Annotated in this window: 19 protein-coding genes and 1 riboswitch; of the genes, 13 read left to right on the top strand and 6 right to left on the bottom strand. The window is 60.4% G+C overall.

From position 1 onward, the window contains the following. Nucleotide 1 precedes the first annotated feature (1 nt). The 5 genes from AC5YUO_RS16835 to argE all read right to left on the bottom strand — a co-directional run bounded on the left by AC5YUO_RS16835 (nucleotide 2) and on the right by argE (nucleotide 5079). Nucleotides 2-2044, bottom strand: a complete 2043-nt coding sequence (locus tag AC5YUO_RS16835) for a hydantoinase/oxoprolinase family protein (protein ID WP_496156035.1) — start codon at nucleotides 2042-2044, stop codon at nucleotides 2-4. 128 nt (nucleotides 2045-2172) lie between these two features. Next, a complete protein-coding gene (locus AC5YUO_RS16830; RefSeq protein ID WP_496156034.1) occupies nucleotides 2173-2628 on the bottom strand; it encodes a GNAT family N-acetyltransferase in 456 nt (151 codons plus the stop codon). Beyond that, the gene (locus tag AC5YUO_RS16825) at nucleotides 2625-2981 is read right to left on the bottom strand and encodes a cupin domain-containing protein (RefSeq protein WP_035264219.1); all 357 of its coding nucleotides are present in this window, start codon (nucleotides 2979-2981) and stop codon (nucleotides 2625-2627) included. Before AC5YUO_RS16825 ends, AC5YUO_RS16830 begins: the two co-directional genes overlap by 4 nt. A 26-nt stretch (nucleotides 2982-3007) precedes the next feature. Next, on the bottom strand, nucleotides 3008-3931 hold the full coding sequence (locus tag AC5YUO_RS16820; protein WP_496156033.1) for a 2-hydroxyacid dehydrogenase: 924 nt from the start codon (nucleotides 3929-3931) through the stop codon (nucleotides 3008-3010). A 23-nt stretch (nucleotides 3932-3954) separates the two neighbouring features. Then, nucleotides 3955-5079 (bottom strand): acetylornithine deacetylase, encoded by a 1125-nt coding sequence (gene argE, locus AC5YUO_RS16815; RefSeq protein WP_496156032.1) that lies wholly within the window; start codon nucleotides 5077-5079, stop codon nucleotides 3955-3957. 203 nt (nucleotides 5080-5282) lie between these two features. Between argE and AC5YUO_RS16810 the strand changes: the two genes are divergently transcribed. The 5 genes from AC5YUO_RS16810 to AC5YUO_RS16790 all read left to right on the top strand — a co-directional run bounded on the left by AC5YUO_RS16810 (nucleotide 5283) and on the right by AC5YUO_RS16790 (nucleotide 9922). Then, nucleotides 5283-6161: a GNAT family N-acetyltransferase gene (locus AC5YUO_RS16810; RefSeq protein WP_496156031.1), complete on the top strand. Its 879-nt coding sequence runs from the start codon at nucleotides 5283-5285 to the stop codon at nucleotides 6159-6161. A gap of 39 nt (nucleotides 6162-6200) precedes the next feature. After that, a riboswitch (cobalamin riboswitch) is annotated at nucleotides 6201-6434 on the top strand. A 158-nt stretch (nucleotides 6435-6592) separates the two neighbouring features. Then, a complete protein-coding gene (locus AC5YUO_RS16805; RefSeq protein ID WP_496156030.1) occupies nucleotides 6593-7624 on the top strand; it encodes an ABC transporter substrate-binding protein in 1032 nt (343 codons plus the stop codon). After that, nucleotides 7621-8649 carry a FecCD family ABC transporter permease gene (locus AC5YUO_RS16800; RefSeq protein ID WP_496156029.1) on the top strand — a complete coding sequence of 343 codons (1029 nt, stop codon included), beginning with the start codon at nucleotides 7621-7623 and terminating at the stop codon, nucleotides 8647-8649. The genes AC5YUO_RS16805 and AC5YUO_RS16800 overlap by 4 nt, the downstream gene beginning before the upstream one ends. Next, the gene (locus tag AC5YUO_RS16795) at nucleotides 8646-9446 is read left to right on the top strand and encodes an ABC transporter ATP-binding protein (RefSeq protein ID WP_496156028.1); all 801 of its coding nucleotides are present in this window, start codon (nucleotides 8646-8648) and stop codon (nucleotides 9444-9446) included. The genes AC5YUO_RS16800 and AC5YUO_RS16795 overlap by 4 nt, the downstream gene beginning before the upstream one ends. Then, complete coding sequence (locus AC5YUO_RS16790) at nucleotides 9443-9922, top strand: pseudoazurin (RefSeq protein WP_496156027.1); 480 nt, start codon at nucleotides 9443-9445, stop codon at nucleotides 9920-9922. Before AC5YUO_RS16795 ends, AC5YUO_RS16790 begins: the two co-directional genes overlap by 4 nt. Nucleotides 9923-10056: 134 nt before the next feature. Here AC5YUO_RS16790 and AC5YUO_RS16785 read toward each other — a convergent pair whose 3' ends face one another. Next, a complete protein-coding gene (locus AC5YUO_RS16785; protein WP_496156026.1) occupies nucleotides 10057-10887 on the bottom strand; it encodes a class I SAM-dependent methyltransferase in 831 nt (276 codons plus the stop codon). A gap of 113 nt (nucleotides 10888-11000) precedes the next feature. Between AC5YUO_RS16785 and AC5YUO_RS16780 the strand changes: the two genes are divergently transcribed. The 8 genes from AC5YUO_RS16780 (at nucleotide 11001) to AC5YUO_RS16745 (ending at nucleotide 20748) form a co-directional block, all read left to right on the top strand. Beyond that, complete coding sequence (locus AC5YUO_RS16780) at nucleotides 11001-12134, top strand: ABC transporter substrate-binding protein (protein ID WP_496156025.1); 1134 nt, start codon at nucleotides 11001-11003, stop codon at nucleotides 12132-12134. Between the two features lie 96 nt (nucleotides 12135-12230). After that, the gene (locus AC5YUO_RS16775) at nucleotides 12231-13370 is read left to right on the top strand and encodes an ABC transporter substrate-binding protein (protein ID WP_496156023.1); all 1140 of its coding nucleotides are present in this window, start codon (nucleotides 12231-12233) and stop codon (nucleotides 13368-13370) included. Next, nucleotides 13367-14434 carry a FecCD family ABC transporter permease gene (locus tag AC5YUO_RS16770; protein ID WP_496156022.1) on the top strand — a complete coding sequence of 356 codons (1068 nt, stop codon included), beginning with the start codon at nucleotides 13367-13369 and terminating at the stop codon, nucleotides 14432-14434. Before AC5YUO_RS16775 ends, AC5YUO_RS16770 begins: the two co-directional genes overlap by 4 nt. Beyond that, a complete protein-coding gene (locus AC5YUO_RS16765; RefSeq protein ID WP_496156021.1) occupies nucleotides 14428-15180 on the top strand; it encodes an ABC transporter ATP-binding protein in 753 nt (250 codons plus the stop codon). The genes AC5YUO_RS16770 and AC5YUO_RS16765 overlap by 7 nt, the downstream gene beginning before the upstream one ends. A 189-nt stretch (nucleotides 15181-15369) precedes the next feature. Beyond that, a complete protein-coding gene (locus tag AC5YUO_RS16760; protein ID WP_400812841.1) occupies nucleotides 15370-15870 on the top strand; it encodes an RNA polymerase sigma factor in 501 nt (166 codons plus the stop codon). Nucleotides 15871-15980: 110 nt separating this feature from the next. After that, nucleotides 15981-16976: a FecR family protein gene (locus tag AC5YUO_RS16755; RefSeq protein ID WP_496156020.1), complete on the top strand. Its 996-nt coding sequence runs from the start codon at nucleotides 15981-15983 to the stop codon at nucleotides 16974-16976. Between the two features lie 149 nt (nucleotides 16977-17125). Further along, entirely contained in the window at nucleotides 17126-19888 is a 2763-nt protein-coding gene (locus tag AC5YUO_RS16750) for a TonB-dependent receptor (RefSeq protein WP_496156019.1), read from the top strand. Nucleotides 19889-19992: 104 nt separating this feature from the next. Next, on the top strand, nucleotides 19993-20748 hold the full coding sequence (locus tag AC5YUO_RS16745) for a hypothetical protein (protein WP_006698641.1): 756 nt from the start codon (nucleotides 19993-19995) through the stop codon (nucleotides 20746-20748).

The following is a 20748-nucleotide window of genomic DNA, read 5'->3' as shown; positions in this document are numbered from 1 at the left end:
ATCAAAACTCCCGCTTGGTAATGACGAGATTGCCGAAACGGTCCACATGGACCGAAAAATCGGGCGGCACCACGGTGGTGGTATCGTCCTGGAGGACGATGGCGGGACCGTGGAAATCGTGTCCGGCCGCCAGATCGTCACGGTGATAGATCGCCATGTCGTGTTCAATGCCGCCAAACCAGCCCTTCGTGTGAAAGCGAGGCGTTGCGGGGCAGGTGGCTACACTTGTTTCCAGAAGGGGCGGCTTCGGTGTTTTCCCGGAGACGACAAGTCTGAGATTGACCATCTGCACGGCCGCCCGTTCATCGGAATGACCGTAAAGGCGGGCATGTTCCTCATGGAAAGCCTTGCTGATCGCGCTGGCGTCGCCGCTGCCCAGCCACTCCGGCTGCAGCGTGGTTTCGATTTCGTAGGATTGGCCTCGATAGCGCATGTCGGCGGAAAGTCGAATCTCGCACTCCCCGCTAAATCCCTGTTCCTTCAGCCAGTTGCGGCCGGTTTCCTGCATTTCGGCGAGAAGGGGGGCGAGAGCTGAAATTTCCCTGTCGTCCACATCGCAATAGGTCGTGCGGATGAAATCGTTCTTCAGATCGGCAATCAGGCCGCCGAGCGCGGAGACGACGCCGGGGGTGGGCGGCACCACCACACCCTTCATATCCAGTTCGCGGGCGAGGAAGCATGCCAGCATCGCCCCCGCGCCGCCGAAAGCGAAGAGGTGAAATTCGCGTGGGTCGATGGCGAAACGGGAGGTCAGGGCGTTCACCTCCGCATACATGCCGGAGACGGCGATATCGACGATGTTGCCGGCGAGCGCCTCGATCGAAAGCCCGAGCTTTTCGGCAAGGGGCAAGAGGGCGGCGCGGGCGGCGGCGTGATCGACGGTCACCGCGCCATAACCGAGTGGCATATGGCCGATGAGATTGGCGGCCGCCATGGCATCCGTGATCGTCGGGCGGTCGCCGCCGCGTCCGTAACAGGCGGGTCCCGGTGTCGAACCGGCACTTTCCGGCCCCACCTGCAACAGGCCGAGGCTGTCTACCCATGCGACCGAGCCACCGCCCTGGCCGACGGAACTGACGGAAACAGAGGGGACATGAATCTGGAAATCGCCGATCAGCTCACCGACGCCATATTGGGCCTCGCCATCGAGGATCACGGCCACATCGGCGCTGGTGCCGCCGATATCGAGGCTCATCACCCGCTCAAAGCCGCTGGCCTTCGCCAGATAACCCGCGCCGATGACACCGGAGGCGGTGCCGGACAGGATCATCTGCACACATTCGCGCCGCGCCTGATCGATGCCCATGACACCGCCATTGGTCTTGGTGATGAGCAGCGGGCAGGCAATGCCTTGCCTGCGCAGCACGGTTTCGAAACGGTCGAGGTAATGTGCGACGCGCGGCTGGACATAACCGCTGATGACGGCGGTGACGGTGCGCTCATATTCGCGGATGATCGGCCATGTCTCGGCGGAGGAAACCACCGGCAATTGCGGCGCGATGCGTTCGATCATCGCCTTCACGGCCCGTTCGTTTTCAGGGTTACGGTAGGAATGCAGGAAGGCGAGCACGATGCCGTCGCAGCCGGCCGCAAGGGCGCTGTCGACTGCCTTGGCCACATTCTCTTCGTTCGGGGCGAGTTTTATCTCGCCGGTCGCCAGCATGCGCTCGGCTATGCCGAAAACCCGTTCACGCGGGATGAGCGGTTCGGGCCGCACGGAATAGAGATTGTGGATCTGCGGAATTTTCAGGCGTGCGACATCCAGCACGTCCTCGAAATTTTCGGTGGTGAACAGGGCGACGTTCTGGCCGTTGCGCTGGATCACCGTGTTGACGCCGACGGTGGTTCCATGGGTGAAATAGGAAACGTCCTTGGCTTCGATGCCGTCGCGCTTTTTTAGCGTATCGAGGGCGAGAAGGATTTCTTCTCCGGGTGCATCGGGGCGGGAAAACACCTTCAGGGTGGCAAGCGAGCCGGTCCCATCGTCGAACACGGCAAAATCCGTAAACGACCCGCCCACATCAACGCCAATGCGATATCCCATCTCTTCCGTCTCCTTTTCCAGTGCGGACGATGCTGTCATCGCGACCGGAAAAGGGCTAAGCATTTATGGGGTAAGGGTCATAGCCCCAGGTTATGAGGATGGCCGAGATGGCCCATCGCGAGGGTTGTTCAACCCTCGCCGGGTTTCGGCACCGTCATGTAATATTCGGGATGGGGTGCGGCGCGATAACCGGCCTTTTCGTAAACACCATGGGCGTCGCGGGTCGCCAGCATCCAGCTCGATACCGTTGAAAGTTCCGGGTGTTTGCGTATCTCGGTGGCGATCCAGGACGCAAGGCCACGACCGCGATGATCCTCCACCGTGAAGACATCGCGCAGATAGCCGAAAACGGCGTAATCCGTCACCAGACGGGCGAAGGCGGCCATGGAGCCATCGGGGGCGTAGACGCCGACCGGCAGCGAATGCGAAAGCGCCCGCTTCAGCCGGTCGGCGGTCATTCCCTGCGCCCAGTAGGAATCGCGGGCGAGAAAACCATGGACCAGATCGAAATCCACCCGTGCCGGATCGGTGCTCAGCATATAGCCGTCGCGGGTGATTTCAAAAATGGCCGGTTCCCAGTTCATCCGTTCACCGTAACATAGATCTTGCGGACGGTTTCAATGGTTTTCCACACGCCGACGAAGCCCGGCTTCATGACGAAACTGTCGCCCGCCGTATAACGTAGCGGCTCGCCGCCTTCCGGCGTGATTTCGATGACGCCTTCGAGAATATGGCAGAATTCGAAGGTTTCGCCCTTGATCGAACGGCTCTCACCCGGCGTCGCTTCCCAGATGCCGGTGTGGACGGTGCCATTGCGGGCTTCGTCCAGCGGCCAGGTCTTGAAGGAGGGATCGCCGGAAATGAGGCGTTCCGGCAGGGCCTTGGAGGCTTTCGGCTCGAAGGCGGGATGGGTGTCGATGGTCTTGAGAAGCGGCATGGGTGTCCTTTCCTGGAACGGGATGATCAATATCCGCGATTGCGGTCGACGAGGCCGAGCGGCTCGAGGCCGGACTGGTATCGTTTGATGTTCTCGACAACGGTGCGTGCTGCCGAATGAGGCTGGGTGACGCTGGCGATGTGCGGCGTCAGGAGAATTTTCGGATGCGTCCAGAAGGCATGGTCTTCCGGAAGCGGTTCCGGATCGGTGACGTCGATCACAGCAACCGAAAGCCTGCCGCTCTCCAGCGCATCGATGAGGGCGTCGTGGTCGAGCTGTCTGCCGCGCCCGGCGTGGACCAGTCCCGCACCCTCGGGAAGCATTCTCAGGCGTTCGCCATTCAGAAGCCCCGTCGTTTCGTCCGTCAGCGGCAGCAGGCAAACGAGAATATCGCTGGTCGAGAGGATTGTGGATAATCCGGCTTCGCCGTGATGGCAGGTCACACCATCGATCTCGCGCGGTGAACGGCTCCAGCCGGACAGCGGAAAACCGAAGGGTTTCAGCCGTTCCAGCGCCGCAACGCCCAGCATGCCGAGGCCGAGAACGCCCACCCGGCATTCTTCCGCCTGACGTTGCGGCAGGGCCTTCCAGAGTTGCTGGCGCTGCTGTTTCAAATAGACCGGCAGATTGCGGTGAAGCGCCAGCACGCCGAGGCTCACATATTCCTGCATCATGCGGATGATGCCTTCATCCACCATGCGCACGACTTTTACATGCGCAGGGACTGCATCGATATGGAACTGATCGACGCCCGCACCGATGGAAAACAGGATTTCGAGATTGCGGTAACGGCCGATATCATCAGGCACGGTCCAGGTGATGAGGTATCGAACCGCATCCGCATCGACGCTGGCTGCATCCATCGAAAAAGGCAGTTCCGGCAGGTCCCGCGCCAGAGCCTGCCGGAAAATCTCGCCGCGCTTCGCGTCGGAATTGAAGAAGAAAGTCATCTGAAATCCGTGGTTCCGAAGGTTTAAACCGTACAGCGGTTTGCCAGTGTTTCCAGCATTGACTGGCAGGCCGAAAGCTCGCCGGCCGTTATGAATTCGTCCGGCTTGTGGGCGCGGCCGATATCGCCCGGGCCGCAGATGATGGCGTCGATGCCGGCTGCCTGAAAAAGCCCGGCCTCCGTGCCGTAGCTGACGGCGGCGATGCAGGGCGCATCGGTCAATTCTTCCAGAAGCGTCACGAGGGGTGCATTGGCGGCAAGGGACAGCGCCGGATAATCGCTCATCGGCGTCCATTCCACGTCGATTCCCTTGGCAGCCAGCGCTTCGACCCCGTCACGCACCGGCTGAAGCAGGGCCACCGGCGATATCCCGGCAATCGCCCGCGCTTCCAGTTCGATGGCGCAGAAATCGGGGATGATGTTGATCGCCTGTCCGCCTTTCACCGTGCCGATCTGGAGGGAAGAATAGGGCGGCTCGAACGTCGCTTCGAAAGGCCCCTGCGTGAGAGCCTGTGCGGTCTCGACCGCCTTTGCCATGATGCCGGTCATCAGATGGATGGCGTTCACGCCCTGATCCGGCCGCGAGGAATGGCCGGAGCGGCCGCGAATGGCGATGCGTGCGGCGGCCTTGCCCTTGTGGGCGCGCACGGCGCGCAGATTGCTCGGTTCGCCGATAATCGCGCCCGCCGGTTTTGCGCATAGTTCCGGCAATCGGGCGATGAGATGCGGAACGCCGCGGCAGCCCGCCTCCTCGTCATAGGAAAAGGCGATATGAACGGGCCGCTTCAGCGCCATGCGTGAAAATGCCGGTGCCGCGGCGAGAACCGTGGCCAGAAACCCTTTCATGTCGGTGGTTCCGCGTCCGTAAAGACGCTCGCCTTCGGTTCTCAGCGTGAAGGGAACGGAGGACCATTCCGGCTCACCGGCAGGCACCACATCCATATGGCCGGACAGGATGTATCCGCTGGCATCGGTCGGGCCGAAGCTGGCGAAGAGATTGGCGCGGTCGCCCTCCGGGCCGGCAAGCAGCGATACTTTCGCGCCGTGGCTTTCCAGATAATCGGCGATCCATCCGGCAATGTCGCCATTGGCGGTTCCGACGACCGAGGGGAAGCCGACAAGACGCTCCAGAATGTCGATTGCGTTCATGGCTGTCTCCGTCGCTTCAACGCCGAAAAGCTTAGAGCGGCCTGCGGCGTTTATCTGCTGAAATAGGCGTGATTTCAGTAGATTGTTGTGTCCTTTCAGCACTTTCAAAAAATTCCTGCTGACGAGGCTGGTTATCTTCGGATGTCGTGAGCTGGGATGCCGGGATCAAGGTTCCGCGCCGGAGGGAATGAGAGCCGTTTGTCATGGAGCTGCTCAAAGTCGATAGTTTCGAGTTGCGGACCGTGGATATCGCCGATGTGGAGGCCGATCATCTGCATGCTTTGTCCATGGCTGTCGGATGGCGATATCACGCGAACGAATGGTGTTTCCTGCGTCAATGTGGCGTCGGCCTTGCCGCGCTGGACGAGATAGACCGCGTTGTCGCAACGGCAATGCTGTTTCCTTATGATGAGGGTTTCGCGACGGTCGGCATGGTCATCGTTTCCCCGCGTTTGCAAGGGCAGGGCGTCGCACCATGGCTGGTCGGCCAACTCATTGCGGGTTACCCTGACGCCGCCCTGCGTTTGAACGCCACGGAAGCGTCACGGCGGCTTTTTGCCCGGCTGGGTTTTGCCGGGGATACGGAAAAAATACATCTCCTGCGCGGCAAGGCGCGTTGTATTGCCGAGGCGTCGGCGCTTGGAAGAAAACAGAGAATCGAGCCGCTGTCCGAGGATCATTTATCCGTCGTGGCGGATCTGGATCGGGCGGCTTTCGGTGTTTCGCGCCGGGGCGTCCTGCAGCGCCTTCTCCGGGAAAATACGGGTTACGGCCTGTTCGAGGCCGATCGTCTTGCCGCCTTTGCATTGCGGCGTGCAGCGGGGCGGGGCCATATCGTCGGCCCGGTCGTTGCCGGTGAGGAGGCGGATGCCATTGCGCTGGTGAAACGGCATTTTTCCGATCTCGACGATCAGCTTGTCCGTCTCGATGCCGTGCGGGACAGCGGTCTTCTGACCGATTTCCTGACGCAATCCGGGCTGGTGGTCATCGAAACGCTCACCATCATGTCGAAAGGTGTACCGCAACCGGCAGGCGCCGGTTCCGCAAGGACTTTCGCCCTTGCAGGCCCGTCTTTGTGCTGAAGTGCGGCACTATCGCAATTGACGCCCCGCCTCTTGCCCCTTATGTGAGAAAGCGACGGTTCCTGCAGCCGAAAGGCGAAGGGATTAATAGGGAACATGGTGCGGGCGATTTTTTCACCCAATGCCGTGGCTGCCCCCGCAACTGTAAGCGGATTGTCGTTCATCCCCGTGACGCTTGAAGGCGTCATGCCACTGTATTCTCAGGAATGCGGGAAGGCAGATGAGTGACGCAAATCCGTGAGCCAGGAGACCTGCCGTCAAAATATAAACCATCGTTACGGGCGGGGAAGCCCGGAGGAGGAGATTGTAATGTTATTTCATAACATTTCGTTTGCGTCCCAAGACCGTTCTCCGTACAAGACGTCCCGCTGTTGCTGCGCGTTCTGACGCCTGCTGCTCTGGAATAAGTTTTACTGTCGACTGGAGAACACATGTTTCATTCTAGACGCCTGCCGGTCCATGCCGGCTTTCTGGCCGCTGCGCTTGCGGTCTTGCCTGTCACCGCTGCAAATGCTGCCGAAACCACCTATCCCCTGACGATCAACAGCTGCGGTCAGGAGATCACCTTCAAGCAGGCTCCCGCCCGCACCGTGTCCGTCGGCCAGAGCACGACCGAGGTGCTTTATTTGCTCGGCCTCGCCGACAAGGTTGTCGGCACCGCGCTGTGGATTGGCCCGGTTCTGAAGGGTTATGAGGAGGCCAACGCCAAGGTCGAGCGGCTGGCCGATAATGACCCCAGCTTCGAGGCGGTCGTCGGCAAGAAGCCGGACCTCGTGACGACGCAGTTCCAGTGGCAGATCGGCCCGGAAGGCGTTGTCGGAACGCCGGCGCAATTCGCCGAACTTGGTATTCCCGTTTATACTTCGCCCGCCGATTGCCTGGGCAAGGACAATTCCGGCGGCGGCGACGGCGTGCGCAACACCGTCTTCACCATGGACCTGATCTACCAGGAAATTCGCGATCTCGCCAAAATCTTTAACGTGCAGGATCGCGGTGAGGAGGTCGTTGCCGATCTGAAGAAGCGTGAGGAAGCCGCCCGCGCCAAGATCGCCTCCGCCAATGGCAAGCTTTCCGCCGTCTTCTGGTTCTCCAGCGCCGAGCTGGATATCGATCCCTATGTGGCCGGCCGCAATGGCGCCCCCGGCTACATCATGTCCGCGCTGGGTCTGAAGAACGTCATCGAAAGCGATGAAGAATGGCCGACCGTCGGCTGGGAAACCATCGCCAAGGCAAATCCCTCCATCATCGTTGCCGGCAAGATGGATCGCCGCCGGTTCCCCGCCGACGATGTCGCCGTCAAGCTGAAGTTCCTCGCCACCGATCCCGTGGCCAGCATCATGCCCGCCGTCAAGGAAGGTCATGTGTTCGAGATGGATGCGCAGGCGATGAACCCGACCATCCGCACCATCGAAGGCATCGAAACGCTGGCCGAGGCGATTTCGGCTGCCGGCCTCGCCAAGTGAACGGACTTTCCATTCATCTCGGCAGGGCGGGGCTGGCTCTTGCCGCGCTCGCCCTGTTGCTCGTCGCGCTGATGGCCGGAGCGGCCATCGGCGAGACCGCCATTCCGTTTGATGTCGTGGCGAAAACCATTGCCAACCGCGTCTTCCATGCGGGTTATCCGCTGGAGCCGCTGGATGAGGGCATTGTCTGGAGTTACCGCCTCAGCCGCGCGGTTGTTGCCGCCTGTTGCGGCGCTTCTTTGGCGCTCGCCGGAGCGGTGCTGCAATCGCTTCTGCGCAACCCGCTTGCCGATCCCTATATTCTCGGCATTTCCGCCGGCGCTTCCACCGGTGCCGTCGCCGTGGCGCTTTTGGGCTTCGGTGCGGGGTTTCTAACGATGCCGGCCGGGGCGCTCATCGGCGCTTTCGTTGCGTTTTCGCTGGTCAGCCTTCTGGCGGTGCGGGCGGGGCACGGCAACAGCGCCATCATTCTGGCGGGGGTGGCCGGGTCGCAGCTGTTCAACGCCATGACTTCTTTCATCGTCACCAAATCCGCCAATGCGGAACAGGCGCGCGGCATCATGTTCTGGTTGCTGGGCAACCTCTCGGGCGTGCGCTGGCCGGATGTCTGGCTGGCGCTGCCGGTCAGCCTTGCGGGACTTGCTGTGTGTCTCTGGTATGCCCGGGCGCTCGATGCCTTCGCCTTCGGCGGCCAGGCCGCCGTTTCGCTCGGCATTCCGGTGCGCTGGGTCTACGCCGTGCTCATCTCCGTTTCGGCGGTCATGACGGCTGCGATGGTGTCGCTGGTTGGCTCCATCGGCTTCGTGGGGCTCGTCATTCCGCATGCGGCACGCATCTTCGTCGGCGTTCGCCATGGTATATTGCTGCCGGTAACGGCGCTGACCGGCGCGGTTTTCATGATCGTCGCGGATATTCTCTCGCGCATCGTCATTCCGGGGCAGGTGCTGCCCATCGGCGTTATCACCGCGCTTGTCGGTGCGCCCGCCTTTGCCTTCATTCTTGGGCAGAAGAGGGGGCGTTCATGAAATTATCCGCCCACGACCTGCATTTCCATGCCGGCAATATCGACATCGTGCGCGGCGTTTCACTCGATGTCGGTTCCGGTGAGTTTCTCGGCATTATCGGGCCGAACGGTTCCGGCAAAAGCACGCTGCTCTCCATGCTCGCAGGCATTCGCAAGCCGCGCCGGGGCCATGTCACGCTCGGGGATGAGCCGCTTGCCTCGTTGGGACGGCGCGATCTTGCCCGCCGGCTCGCCTTTGTGGAGCAGCAGGCCGAAACCACCGAACGCATCACCGCAAGACAGGCGGTGGAGCTTGGGCGCACGCCCTATCTCGGTCCGCTTTCCGCCTGGTCGCAGAAGGATGACGCCATCGTTGATGCAGCACTTGCCAATGTCGACATGGCCGACAAGGCGGAGCGCAACTGGCACCACCTTTCCGGCGGAGAACGCCAGCGCCTGCATATCGCCCGCGCATTGACGCAGGAGCCGCATATCCTGCTTCTGGACGAGCCGACCAATCACCTCGACATCGGCCACCAGATCGGCCTGCTCGATCTGGTGCGACGGCAGGGCCTGACCGTCGTGGCGGCGCTGCACGATCTCAATCACGCCGCCATGTTCTGCGACCGCGTCGCCATCATGCACCGGGGCGAGATGATTGCCGCCGGTCCGCCGCGGGAGGTTCTGACACCGGCGAGAATAGCCGCGGTCTTCGGGGTGGAATGCGTCGTCACCACGGATGAGGCCGGCTTTTCGCATATTCGTTTTCTGCCGGCCCATGGACGGGCCGGGCAAGCAAGGAAAGTATTGGCACGATGATGACATTGACGACGCTCGCAAACACCGCTGCAAAGACCAGACTGCTTTGCGCCACTGCCGTAATTGCCGTGGCGTTCACAGGCTTTCCGCTTCAGGCTTCAGCCGAGACCTTCGAGGTGAAGATGCTGAACCGGGGCGAAAAAGGCCCGATGGTGTTCGAGCCCGATTTTCTCGAGATCGCCCCCGGCGACCGCGTGCGCTTCGTGCCCACCCACAAGAGCCACAATGCCGCGACCATCGACGGCATGGTTCCCGAAGGGGTCGAGGGTTTCAAAAGCCGGATCAATGATGAATTCGAGACCGGGTTTGAAAAGCCGGGCTTTTACGGCATCAAATGCTCACCGCACTACGGCATGGGCATGGTCATGCTGATTAAGGTCGGCGACGCGACCCTGCCGCAGAGTTACAGGACGGTGGATGTGCCGGGTCGCGCCAAACCGCGATTGGACGATCTTTTCGAGCAGGCGGAAAAATGAGGCTGCACTGAGCTCTCATCCGTCATGCCGGTCCCTGGAACCAGCCCGAGGATGATCCGGCATCCAGCCGCGGCGCGTCTGCGCCGTGGGAAGAGCCTTTTGCGATCAAGGACTTGATCGCACTTGACCCGGAACTAGTCCGGGAGGACGGAGCAGTCCCCCGGCTTCACCGCGCACACGGCATAACGATGCTGCAGCCCGCGAAGGATACCTTTCAGCAGGCTGAAATTTTTCGCCTGGGCGCGGTGAATGGCCTGAAGCTCCTGGTCGATCGCGACAGGTTCGAAGCCGGTCGCACGCAACAGCGCCGCGACATCGCCGGCCCTTGCGCCCTTCGAAAAATAAACGCGCGACAGGATGCTGTTGAAAGTGTTTTCCGGGTCCGCCGGCTTGTGCGGCTGGTCCGGTTTGACGAGGCCGACGCCTTCGAGACTGGCCGCCAGTTTCTTCACCAGTCTCTCGCGCCAGCCGGTATTCACGAAATCGCCGTCGACGATCAGAAGCTTTCCGCCCGGTTTCAGGACACGGAACCATTCGGCGAAGCTTGCCTGCGGGTCCACCAGCGTCCAGACCAGATGACGGGTGATGATGACGTCGGCGCTTTCATCCGGCTCCATGGTGTTTTCGGCATCGCCGACGAAAAAGCGGATGCTGCGGCCGCGGCTTTTCGCTTTTTCCCGTGCAAGCGCCAGCATCGTCTCCGACCAGTCCATGCCGGTGACCTGAAAACCGAGATCGTCCATCAGGTGCGAGATGACGCCGGTGCCGCTGGCGAGATCAAGCGCCCTGCGGCCTTCTCCGCGGCCGAGATGCTTCAGGATAAGCGCATGCCAGGCCTCGCGCTCGTCTTCGGAGAAAATTTCATGTCCGGGGGAAAGGTCGAAAGTCGCGGCGCGGCCGGACCAATAGGATTTGATTTCGTCTCTCAGACTATCGTTTTTGCCATATTGGATTGTGTCGATCATCGGTCTTCAACTCATGTGCCGGTCAGTTAAGAATGGCTCTAAAACATAAATGTTGACTAGTATAGTCAGAAAATAATACAGCCGCGCCAGTCAACACTGGAGAGCAATATCCGATGCGCATCTCAGCCAAATCTGCGGCACTTGCCCTTGGCCTTCTCGTATCCGCCGCATGGCCGGCATTCGCCGAAAAGGTCACCGTCAAGGATGTGACGGGCCGCGATATCGAGGTCAATGTGCCGGTATCGCACGTCATCCTCGGTGAAGGTCGCCAGATTTATTTCCTGGCTGCGCTCGACAAGGAAAACCCTTTCCAGCACGTGGTGGGCTGGCGCGACGATCTGGCGAAAGCCGACCCGGAAACCTATGCGGCCTATCTCGCCAAATATCCTGAGATTGCCAAGCTGCCGACCTTTGGCGGCATGAAGGATGGCACCTTCGACATCGAGCAGGCTGTCGCCCTGAAGCCTGATGTGATCCTGATGAATATCGACGCCAAGACGGCGACCGAAGAAGCGGGCTATATCGAAAAGCTCGCCAAGGTCGGCATTCCGCTGGTCTATGTCGATTTCCGCGAAAAGCCGATGGAAAATACCGAGCCGAGCATGCGCCTCATGGGCCAGCTGACGGGCAAGGAAAAGATCGCCGAGGACTTCATCAAGTTCCGCGCCGACGCCATCGCCAAGGTCACCGATACGCTCGAAAAAGCCAATCCGAAGAAGCCTGTCGTGTTCATGGAACGCGCCGGCGGTTACTCCGACGATTGCTGCATGTCCTTCGGCAACGAGAATTTCGGCAAGATGGTGGAGCTTGCCGGCGGCATCAACATGGCCAAGGACATCATTCCCGGCACCTTCGGCACCGTCAATCCGGAACAGATCATTGCCTCCAATCCGGAGCAGATCATCATCACCGGCGGCAACTGGAACGGTTATGTTCCCGGCGGCAACTGGGTCGGCGTCGGTTATGGCGCGGATCTGAAGGAAGCTCATCGCAAGCTTGAAAACCTCACCAAGCGCCCGGCCTTCACCGGCGTGCAGGCGGTGAAAGACGGCAATGTCCACGCCATCTGGCATCAGTTTTACAACAATCCCTATCAGTTCGTGGCCGTTCAGGAAATCGCCAAGTGGCTGCATCCGGACCTCTTCAGGGATCTCGACCCCGAGGCGACCTTCAAGGAACTGCATGCCCGCTTCCTGCCGCTCGACTACAAGCCCGGCTACTTCGTTTCGCTGAAGGACGCCAAGTAATAAAGGGACGGTGAAGGGGAGCGCCGTCCAACCGATGGATAAAGTCGCAGCCATGCGGCTTTATCGCTTTGTTTTGGAACTCAATGAGGATTTCTCATGCGGCTCAACGCTCTCAGGCATCTTGCGGTGCTGGCTTTCTCCCTTCTCGCAATGCCGGTTCTGGCGGCCGAGATTACCGATGTCACCGGGCGTAAGGTCGAGCTGGACCTGCCGGCCAAACGCGTCATCGTCGGTGAGGCACGCCAGGTGCACGTCATTGCGGCTCTCAGGGGCGACCAGACCTTCGACACCATTGTCGGCTGGCGTGACGATCTTCTCAAGAAGGATCCCGATAGCTACACCGCCTATGTCGAGCGTTTTCCGCAGATCGAGAAACTGCCGCGCTTCGGTTATGTGCCGCAGGGCGATTTCAGCCTGGAAACGGCCATCACTCTCTCGCCCGATGTGATCACCCTCAATCTGGAAGCGGAGAAATCCGCCAAGGAGAGCGGTTTTGAAGAAAAGGCCGCCGCCGCCGGCATCAAGATCATCTATCTCGATTTCCGCATCGATCCCGAAAAGAACAGCGAAGCCTCGGTCGACATTCTCGGCAAACTCTTCGGCGCCGAAGAGCGCGCGCAGGAATTCATCGCCTATCGCCGCGCCGAAATCGCCCGCGTGACCGACCGGCTGGCCAGCGTCAAGGATTTGAAGCGCCCGAACGTCTTCATCGAACGCGCGCCCGGCATTTCCGGCGAAAACAATTGCTGCCGCACTTTCGGACCGGTCAATTTCGGCGCGATGGTCGATCTCGCCGGCGGCCACAACATTGCCGACGGCATCATCAAGACGACCTTCGGCGATCTCAATCCCGAACAGCTCGTCGTTGCCGATCCTGACCACGTCATCGTCACCGGTTCCAACTGGGCCGCCGAATCCGACATCAACCAGTTTGTTCCCGTCGGACGCGGGGCGGATATGGCTCTCTCGCGGGAGCGACTGGCCAACCTGATGAAGCGCACGCCGTTTCCGGAACTGAAGGCCGTGAAGCAAGGCAATGTCCATGCCGTCTGGCACCAGTTCTATGGCGCGCCCTACGAATTTTTCCCGATCCAGCAATTCGCCAAGTGGTTCCATCCCGATCTCTTCGCCGATCTCGATCCGGAAAAGAATTTTGAGGAGTTTCACCGCAAATTCCTCCCCGTCACCTACAAGCCGGGCTATTTCGCCTCGCTCGAAAAAGGTTTGAACCAATGAGTTCGCTGAATGAAAGCGCCGTTGGCCTCAGTGGGCGCGATCAATATCGCGCCCTTGCCGCGCGCAGGATAATCATCCTCTTCGGGCTTTTTATCGCGCTGTGTTTCAGCATGGCCGCCGACATGGCGCTCGGTCCGGCGCGCTATACGCTCTCCGAGGTTCTGGCAACGATTGCCGATCCGGCCGCCGTCGGAAACCAGCTTCGGGTGGTGATCTGGGATATCCGCATGCCGATCGCGCTGATGGCGGTCACCGTCGGCGCTTCGCTTTCGGTTGCGGGCGCGCAGATGCAGACCATCCTGTCGAACCCGCTCGCCAGCCCCTTCACGCTCGGCATTTCCGCTGCGGCAAGTTTTGGTGCGGCGCTGGCGCTTGTCGGCGGCGTGGCGATCTTTCCGGGCGCCGTGCATTACATGGTGCCGATCAATGCCTTCATCATGGCCATGGTCGCGGCTCTTTTCATCCATTTCGCCTCGACACTTCGCGGGGTGACGGTCGAGACCATCGTGCTCCTCGGTATCGCGCTGGTGTTCACCTTCAACGCGGCGCTGTCGCTGCTCGAATATCTCGCCTCCGAACAGGCGCTTGCCGCCGTGGTTTTCTGGACCATGGGCAGCCTGACGAAGGCGACCTGGGACAAGGTCTATATCACCGCGGCCATCCTCCTCGTCACCGTGCCGTTGTTCATGCGCAATGCCTGGGCGCTGACGGCGCTGAGGCTCGGCGATGACAAGGCGGCCAGCATGGGCATCAATGTCCGGCGGCTGCGGTTGACGACCATGCTGACGGTCAGCCTGCTGGCGGCCATTCCGGTTTCCTTTGTCGGCACAATCGGTTTCGTCGGGCTGGTCGGCCCGCATATCGCCCGCATGGTTGTTGGCGAAGACCAGCGTTTCTTCCTGCCCGGTTCGGTGATCTGCGGCGCGCTGCTTCTGTCGGCAACCTCGGTCATCAGCAAGATCCTCATTCCCGGCGCTATTTTGCCGATCGGCGTCATCACGGCGCTCGTCGGCGTTCCGTTCTTCTTCGTGCTTATTTTCGGCAACAGGAGACGCGCATGGTAGCGCTCGCACTGAAAGACGTCGGCGCCGCCTATGGGCGCATCACGGTTCTTTCCAAGGTCGGCATCGATACGCTGGAAGGCGGCAGCGTGACGGCCGTGATCGGCCCGAATGCCGCCGGCAAGTCCACGCTTTTCAAACGGATCGCCAGCCTGATTTCTGGCCCCGGACTGGTCGAGCTCTCCGATACGGCTCGCGGCGACCGCGCCATCTGCTACATGCCGCAGGATACCGGCGCCAACGCCGTTCTGACCGTCTATGAATCCGTGCTTCTTTCCGCCAAGCAGGGCGGCGGCTGGCGGGTCCATGACGATGAGCTGTTCGAGATCGACGCCATTCTCAAGGCACTGAAAATCCACGACCTGGCTTTCCGCGGGCTTGGCGAACTGTCCGGCGGTCAGCGCCAGCTTGTTTCGCTGGCGCAGGCGCTGGCGCGCAAGCCGGAAGTGCTGCTGATGGACGAGCCGACCTCCGCGCTCGATCTTCACCGGCAGATCGAGGTTCTGGGCTTCGTCACCGATCTGGCGCAGAAGACCGGCATGATCGTGCTGATCGCCCTGCATGACCTCAACCATGCGCTTCGTTATTGCGAAAATACGATGGTGATCGCGCGCGGTGAAATGGTGGTGAGCGGCAGCACGGAGGCGGTGATAACCCCCGAAATGCTGCGCGACATATATCGCATCGATGCCCGTATCGAGCCTTGCTCGCAGGGCAGACCCATGGTCATTGTCGACGGGGCCATCTGACAGGTCAAAACCCGGCCGCCCTCGCTGCCGGGTCCATTCGCGGCGGCCTGCACAAATTCTTGATGATAATAGTCATGAAATATCTGTTCGATCCACGGTTTGGATGCTAGAGCTTTGAGCGGCAGAACTGCGCGGCCATTCAGGCCCCGGCGGGTTTCGTCGATCCCTCGAATTTCTCTCGGTTGAGACATGGGCATACGGGAAGATGACAAGCGTTATAACGCTTACGTCGCGCATAGGGTCGACCTGATCAAATACGCCACCCTCATTCTGGGGTCGCGGGCGGATGCGGAGGACGTGGTTCAGGAAGCATTCCTGAAATTCGTTCCCGAGGCCTCGGGTAATCCTTCCAATCTCAAATCCTATCTTTTCCGCATCGTTCGCAATCTTGCGCTCGACAATATCAGGCGCAGCCGTCAGGACCTCAGGGAACGGCCGGACGATACGCCGTTCTGGGGTATGCCGCAGGACAATGGCACGCCGGAGGAGCATGCCCTTTTCTGCGACGAAGTCCGGCAGATGCGGACTATTTTGGCCGGCCTGCCGGTTCAGGCGAGGGTGGCATTGGAAATGCACAGATTCGGCGGTTACAATATGGAGGAGATTGCGCATCACCTCGGCGTGTCCGTGGCCAGCGCACACCGTCTGATCAAGGGCGGCATTGCCGCGATTACCAAAGAAATGAAGTAAATAATCCTGATTGTCCCGCCCCGTGAAAAAAATCTCTTTGTCAAACGTCTTTATAATAATGCAGAAGACGATGCTTCTCCTCCGCCCCGCAAAGGAACTGGCCCGGTTCAATGACCCTTGATCCAGAAAAAAAAATCGAATTGCCGACCGGGAAGGCGGAAGAGGCGGCCGACTGGCTGCTGCGTTTGCAATCGGGCTCAGCGGAACCGCGGCTAAAAGCGGAGTTTGAAAAATGGCTGGCGGCTGCGCCCGCAAACCGTCTCGCCTGGGAAAGAACCTGCAAGACCTGGCGGAACCTCGGTCTGGTGGAGCCGGAATTCAAGAAGCTTTGGGAGGATGCACCGCATCTGCCGGGCAAAGCCGCGACAAAGCCGCGGCGGCGGCGCTGGGCCGTGCGTCATTATGTCGGCGCGGCCGCCGCGGCGGCATCCCTCTGTCTCGCGGTGTTGTTCGTCCCAACATTTTTTGTCCGCCTGGAGGCTGACTATCAGACCACCACCGCCGAAAGCCGCACGATAACGTTGGAAGACGGTAGCAAAGTGCAGCTTGCGGCGGCGAGCGCGCTATCAACGGATTTCACGAACGGCCGTCGCAATGTGACGGTGCTGAAAGGTGAAGCCTTTTTCGACGTCGTGCCGGATAAAACGCGTCCCTTTGTTGTGGAGGCAAAAAACGTGACCGTTCAGGTGCTGGGCACGGCTTTCGACGTCGACCTGACGGATGGAGTAACCCAGGTGGCGCTGGCGCACGGTTCCGTGGAGGCCTCTTTCCGTAATGCGCCGCCAACGCGGCTGGTGCCGGGTGAGATGCTGATCGTCGACGCTTCCGGCGCGATCCGCAAAGAGACCGTTTCCGTCGAGGATATTGGCGGCTGGCGCAACGGCGAACTCTATGTGGTCGATGCGACGATAGGCTCGGTCGTGGAGCAGATCCAGCGTTACCATCCGGCGTGGCTGACCATGGCCGATAAGCGGCTTGCCGAGCAGAGGGTGACAGGGTTTTACGATCTGCGCGACCCGGATCGCGCGCTGGAGGCCCTGGTGGAGCCCTATAAGGGCAAGGTGCATGCGATTGGCGGCAGTGCCCGCATCATCACCCGCTTCTGAAATATTCCGAAACAAAAAATCATATTTATTTTCAGTAGTTTATAAAATTTCTTCCGAAAGCCTGAAAAAAATCGACGCGGCAATCGTCTTTTTGTTGAGTAATCCGGTCAAGATATGTCCGGAGCGAAAGACAGGAAGACGAAAGCAATATGCGCCTCCAGACATGCAAGACCGGTTCAGGGGAAAAAGCAGCAAAGCGGGCTCGCAGGGCCGTGCTGATGGCGACAACGGCGATCGCCGTTTCATTCGCGACGCCCGTTTTGGCCCAGACCGGAGCTGACGCCACCAACTCCCAGCGTGGCGAGCAGGGGGCGACGCGGCCGTTCAATATTCCCGCCCAGTCGCTGTCATCGGTCGTGGGTGCTTTCGGGCGGCAATCCGGCCTTCAGGTCACGCTTGCCACACCGGCGGCGGGCAATGTGCGCACCAACGCCGTCACGGGCAGTTTCACGGTACGGGAGGCGCTGTCGCGGTTGCTGGCGGGAACGGGCGTCAATTTCCGTATCGCCGGCAATGGCAGGGCGGTCGTTATCGGCACGGGGCAATCGACCGTCGATCTTTCCGCGGCGGAGGGCACCACGGTTCTGGAAACCATTACCCTGACCGGCAAGACCGGGCGCAACTCCATTGCCGGTTCCGGTTATCAGGGGACGCCCGACTGGGTTTATGAAACGCCCGCCAGCGTCAGCGTGGTCGGCCGCGAGGCGATCCAGTCGGCCGGCGTGCGCAATACGCGCGACGTTTTCAACCGGGTTTCCGGTGTTTATGCCGGCGAGGGCAATGGCAGCTTCCCAACCGTTTCGCCCAATGTGCGCGGCTTGCAGGAAAGCGGCCGCGTGGTCGTCTCCATCGATGGCGCACGGCAGAATGCGCAGCGTGGTGCGGCTTTCGGCGGCGCGACGAGCTACACCGCAAGTGCGGGGCAGGGTTATGTGGATGTCGCTTTCATCCGTGCCGTCGAGATCGAGAAAATAACCAACGCGCGGTCGGGTAATGCCGGTTCTCTGGGTGGTAAGGTCGAGTTCCGAACCGTCAGCGCCGATGATCTGATTGCCGAGGGTGAAAACAAGGGCGGGGAAGTGAATGTTTCCCGCGGCACCAATGGTTATGATTTTCAGGGCTCGGTTCTCGGCGCCGTTCGCTCGCCGGATGGTCCTCTATCCTTTGTCGCCGGCTACAGCCGCACCATCATGGACGAATACAAGATTGGAACGAAGGGCGAGGCCCGGAGCACCGCGCTGACGATGAAAGACCTGCTGGGTCGCGACGGCTGGTCGACATTCTTCAAGGGCGAGGGTGACTTCGGCGATGTGAAGGCTTCGCTCTCCTGGATGCATCAGGAGAATGACTTCGTTCAGGGTGCATCTGAGGTGATCGACCGGGAAAGCGTGCGAAACGACAGCGTCGTCGCGAAGCTGGACTGGGACCCGGAGAGTGAACTCATCGATTTCAAGTCGTCGCTGTGGCTGAACGATAATATGACGCATGAACTGCGCGCAGCGCGTTCCTATGCGTCTGAAACCAATCTCGATATGGGTCTGCGCAGCTTCGGTGGCAGCCTGGAAAATACCAGCCGCTTTGACACCAAGGCGGGTGCGCTCAGCCTGAATTATGGGGCAGAAGCTTTCCGGGACATTGCCACATCCGTCGCGACAAGCGCCAAGATCGCGGAAAATCCCTCTTTTGCCAGCAGTTACACGTCATTCAGCCCTGCCGGCCGGCGCGATGTCGCCAGCCTGTTCCTGAATGGTGAGCTTGAGCCGGCCGATTGGATCACGCTGAGTGGCGGCGTGCGTTACGACTGGTCGCGTCTCAAGGGATCGGCGACCTATTATAGCGTTCGCGATTACACGGTGACCACGACCGTACCCTGCGATGCGATCCGCAATCATTATACGGCTCTCGATTATTTCAATCAGGTCTTCGCCCCGGCCAACCCGAGCTGGACGGCACGTTATGCCCTCTATCTTGCGCGTGTCTGGCCCACGACCTCGGCCAACTGCATGCCGGGCACCGGTACAACCACCAATACGCCGGTCACCGAATATCCCTCGCATGAAGTCGATATCGATCGCACCTACAGCGCCTGGCTGCCCTCCGCCACCATCGAACTGAAACCCGTCGACTGGTTCCGCCCCTATGTGAGCTATTCTCAGAGCCTGCGCCCGCCGACAATTCTTGAGGCGTTTTTCGCCGGTGCGCGTCCGGGCGACAGCCCCGGATATGAATACGCTCCCAACCAGGCCCTGCGCGCCGAAAAGGCGACGACCTACGAAATCGGCGCGAATATGAGCTTTGACGGCGTGCTGCTGGACGACGATTCCATTCGCTTCAAAATGGCCGCCTTTCGCCGCGAGGTGAAGGACTATATCGCGCTCGGTTATCTCGTCACCGATCAGGTCCTCGACCGCACCTATACCAGCTTCGTCAATCTGGACGGCACGACCTATATGCGCGGGCTTGAATTCGAGGGCAATTACGATGCTCGCAGTTTCTGGATCGGCGGTTCGGCAACATTTCTGAAAACAGAATGGCCTGAAAAGACGCAGGTTTTCTCCAACGGCACGACCACCACAACGGGCGAAATCGTTGCCTGGCCGGGCGATGTCGCGCCCAAGGCGAAGCTGACGCTCGATGGCGGCATGCGTTTCTTCGATGAGAAATTCTCGCTGGGCGCAAGGCTCAACCATGTCACGCCGACACAGTCGCGCACACTGGATACGGAGGGCAATCTGCGCGAGGTGACCGATCCCTACACGACGGTGGATCTCTATGGTTCCTATGCCTTCAACGACAAGGCCACGCTTCGCTTCGCCGTCAACAACCTGACGGACCGCAAATACATCCCGGCAGCCAGCGCCTACACGGCGCCGGGCCGCACCTTTATCGCGACGATGAACGTGAAGTTCTGAACCGTGGAAGAAATTCTCCGGGCAGGGTTGCAGCCCGTCCCGGAGATGAAACGCCTTCGCTACAGGACGAAGGTACCTCTATTGGCCAGCAAAGGAGTACACCTATGGCTACCACAATTCAACTGACGCAGTCTTCCTCCGATTTGATCGGCTACCTCAACGGTTGGACGAGCGGTTTCGGTTCGACCTATGGTGCGTTCTACGACGCTCAGACCAGCTCTCTCGCCACCACCACCATCGATCCGAACACGACCTACGAGGCGTGGGGCGATGGCAGCTCCGGCGGCAAGGGCATCGTCATGAGCGGCGCTCTGCAGTACTCCCAGGGCAACCTGACGGGTTCGGTTGACAGCATCGTTCTGGGCACCGGCTACAGCCAGTCCACCAGCGGCATCGCCGTCAGCCAGCAGGAACTGCTGATCGATCCCGACAGCGCCTATTCGCTCGCCGGTGCTCGCGATCTTCTCGATCTCGCCGTCTACCAGCTTGCCCGCTTCGGTTCGCTGGCCGGCTTCTATGACTACTTTGCCGCCACCGGCACGGTAATTGAGGACACGGCTGCCTCCAACACCCTGACCGGCTTTGCCGGCGCAGACACCTTCGTATTCTCCGGCGGCAATGATGTCGTACAGGCCGGCCCGACCGGAACCTACGGCTATCAGGACGGCACGGATACGCTCGATGTCTCCGCTTGGGGCGCAACTTCGGTGGACGATTTGTTGTGGTATAATGATAACGGAAATGCCGTTATCCTTTCGGCCACAGATACGTCCGTCTCCGTCACACTGAATGGCGTCGATGCAAATGTGCTCGACGCATCGGACTTCATTTTCGCCAGCGCATCGGCGCTTGCCGCGTAA

The organism is Agrobacterium sp. LEGMi-208b, assembly GCF_059511785.1.
Note: the sequence above shows the minus strand (reverse complement) of the source record. Positions and strands in the feature narration are given on the sequence as shown.

Bases quoted from the DNA above. Each gene is read 5' to 3' on its own strand.
- AC5YUO_RS16775 (WP_496156023.1), top strand. From the start codon at position 12,231: ATGCGGCTCAACGCTCTCAGGCATCTTGCGGTGCTGGCTTTCTCCCTT.
- AC5YUO_RS16745 (WP_006698641.1), top strand. From the start codon at position 19,993: ATGGCTACCACAATTCAACTGACGCAGTCTTCCTCCGATTTGATCGGC.
- AC5YUO_RS16770 (WP_496156022.1), top strand. From the start codon at position 13,367: ATGAGTTCGCTGAATGAAAGCGCCGTTGGCCTCAGTGGGCGCGATCAA.
- AC5YUO_RS16805 (WP_496156030.1), top strand. From the start codon at position 6,593: ATGTTTCATTCTAGACGCCTGCCGGTCCATGCCGGCTTTCTGGCCGCT.
- AC5YUO_RS16795 (WP_496156028.1), top strand. From the start codon at position 8,646: ATGAAATTATCCGCCCACGACCTGCATTTCCATGCCGGCAATATCGAC.
- AC5YUO_RS16820 (WP_496156033.1), bottom strand. From the start codon at position 3,931: ATGACTTTCTTCTTCAATTCCGACGCGAAGCGCGGCGAGATTTTCCGG.
- AC5YUO_RS16765 (WP_496156021.1), top strand. From the start codon at position 14,428: ATGGTAGCGCTCGCACTGAAAGACGTCGGCGCCGCCTATGGGCGCATC.
- AC5YUO_RS16830 (WP_496156034.1), bottom strand. From the start codon at position 2,628: ATGAACTGGGAACCGGCCATTTTTGAAATCACCCGCGACGGCTATATG.
- AC5YUO_RS16780 (WP_496156025.1), top strand. From the start codon at position 11,001: ATGCGCATCTCAGCCAAATCTGCGGCACTTGCCCTTGGCCTTCTCGTA.
- AC5YUO_RS16750 (WP_496156019.1), top strand. From the start codon at position 17,126: ATGCGCCTCCAGACATGCAAGACCGGTTCAGGGGAAAAAGCAGCAAAG.
- AC5YUO_RS16790 (WP_496156027.1), top strand. From the start codon at position 9,443: ATGATGACATTGACGACGCTCGCAAACACCGCTGCAAAGACCAGACTG.
- argE (WP_496156032.1), bottom strand. From the start codon at position 5,079: ATGAACGCAATCGACATTCTGGAGCGTCTTGTCGGCTTCCCCTCGGTC.
- AC5YUO_RS16755 (WP_496156020.1), top strand. From the start codon at position 15,981: ATGACCCTTGATCCAGAAAAAAAAATCGAATTGCCGACCGGGAAGGCG.
- AC5YUO_RS16825 (WP_035264219.1), bottom strand. From the start codon at position 2,981: ATGCCGCTTCTCAAGACCATCGACACCCATCCCGCCTTCGAGCCGAAA.
- AC5YUO_RS16835 (WP_496156035.1), bottom strand. From the start codon at position 2,044: ATGGGATATCGCATTGGCGTTGATGTGGGCGGGTCGTTTACGGATTTT.
- AC5YUO_RS16785 (WP_496156026.1), bottom strand. From the start codon at position 10,887: ATGATCGACACAATCCAATATGGCAAAAACGATAGTCTGAGAGACGAA.
- AC5YUO_RS16810 (WP_496156031.1), top strand. From the start codon at position 5,283: ATGGAGCTGCTCAAAGTCGATAGTTTCGAGTTGCGGACCGTGGATATC.
- AC5YUO_RS16760 (WP_400812841.1), top strand. From the start codon at position 15,370: ATGGGCATACGGGAAGATGACAAGCGTTATAACGCTTACGTCGCGCAT.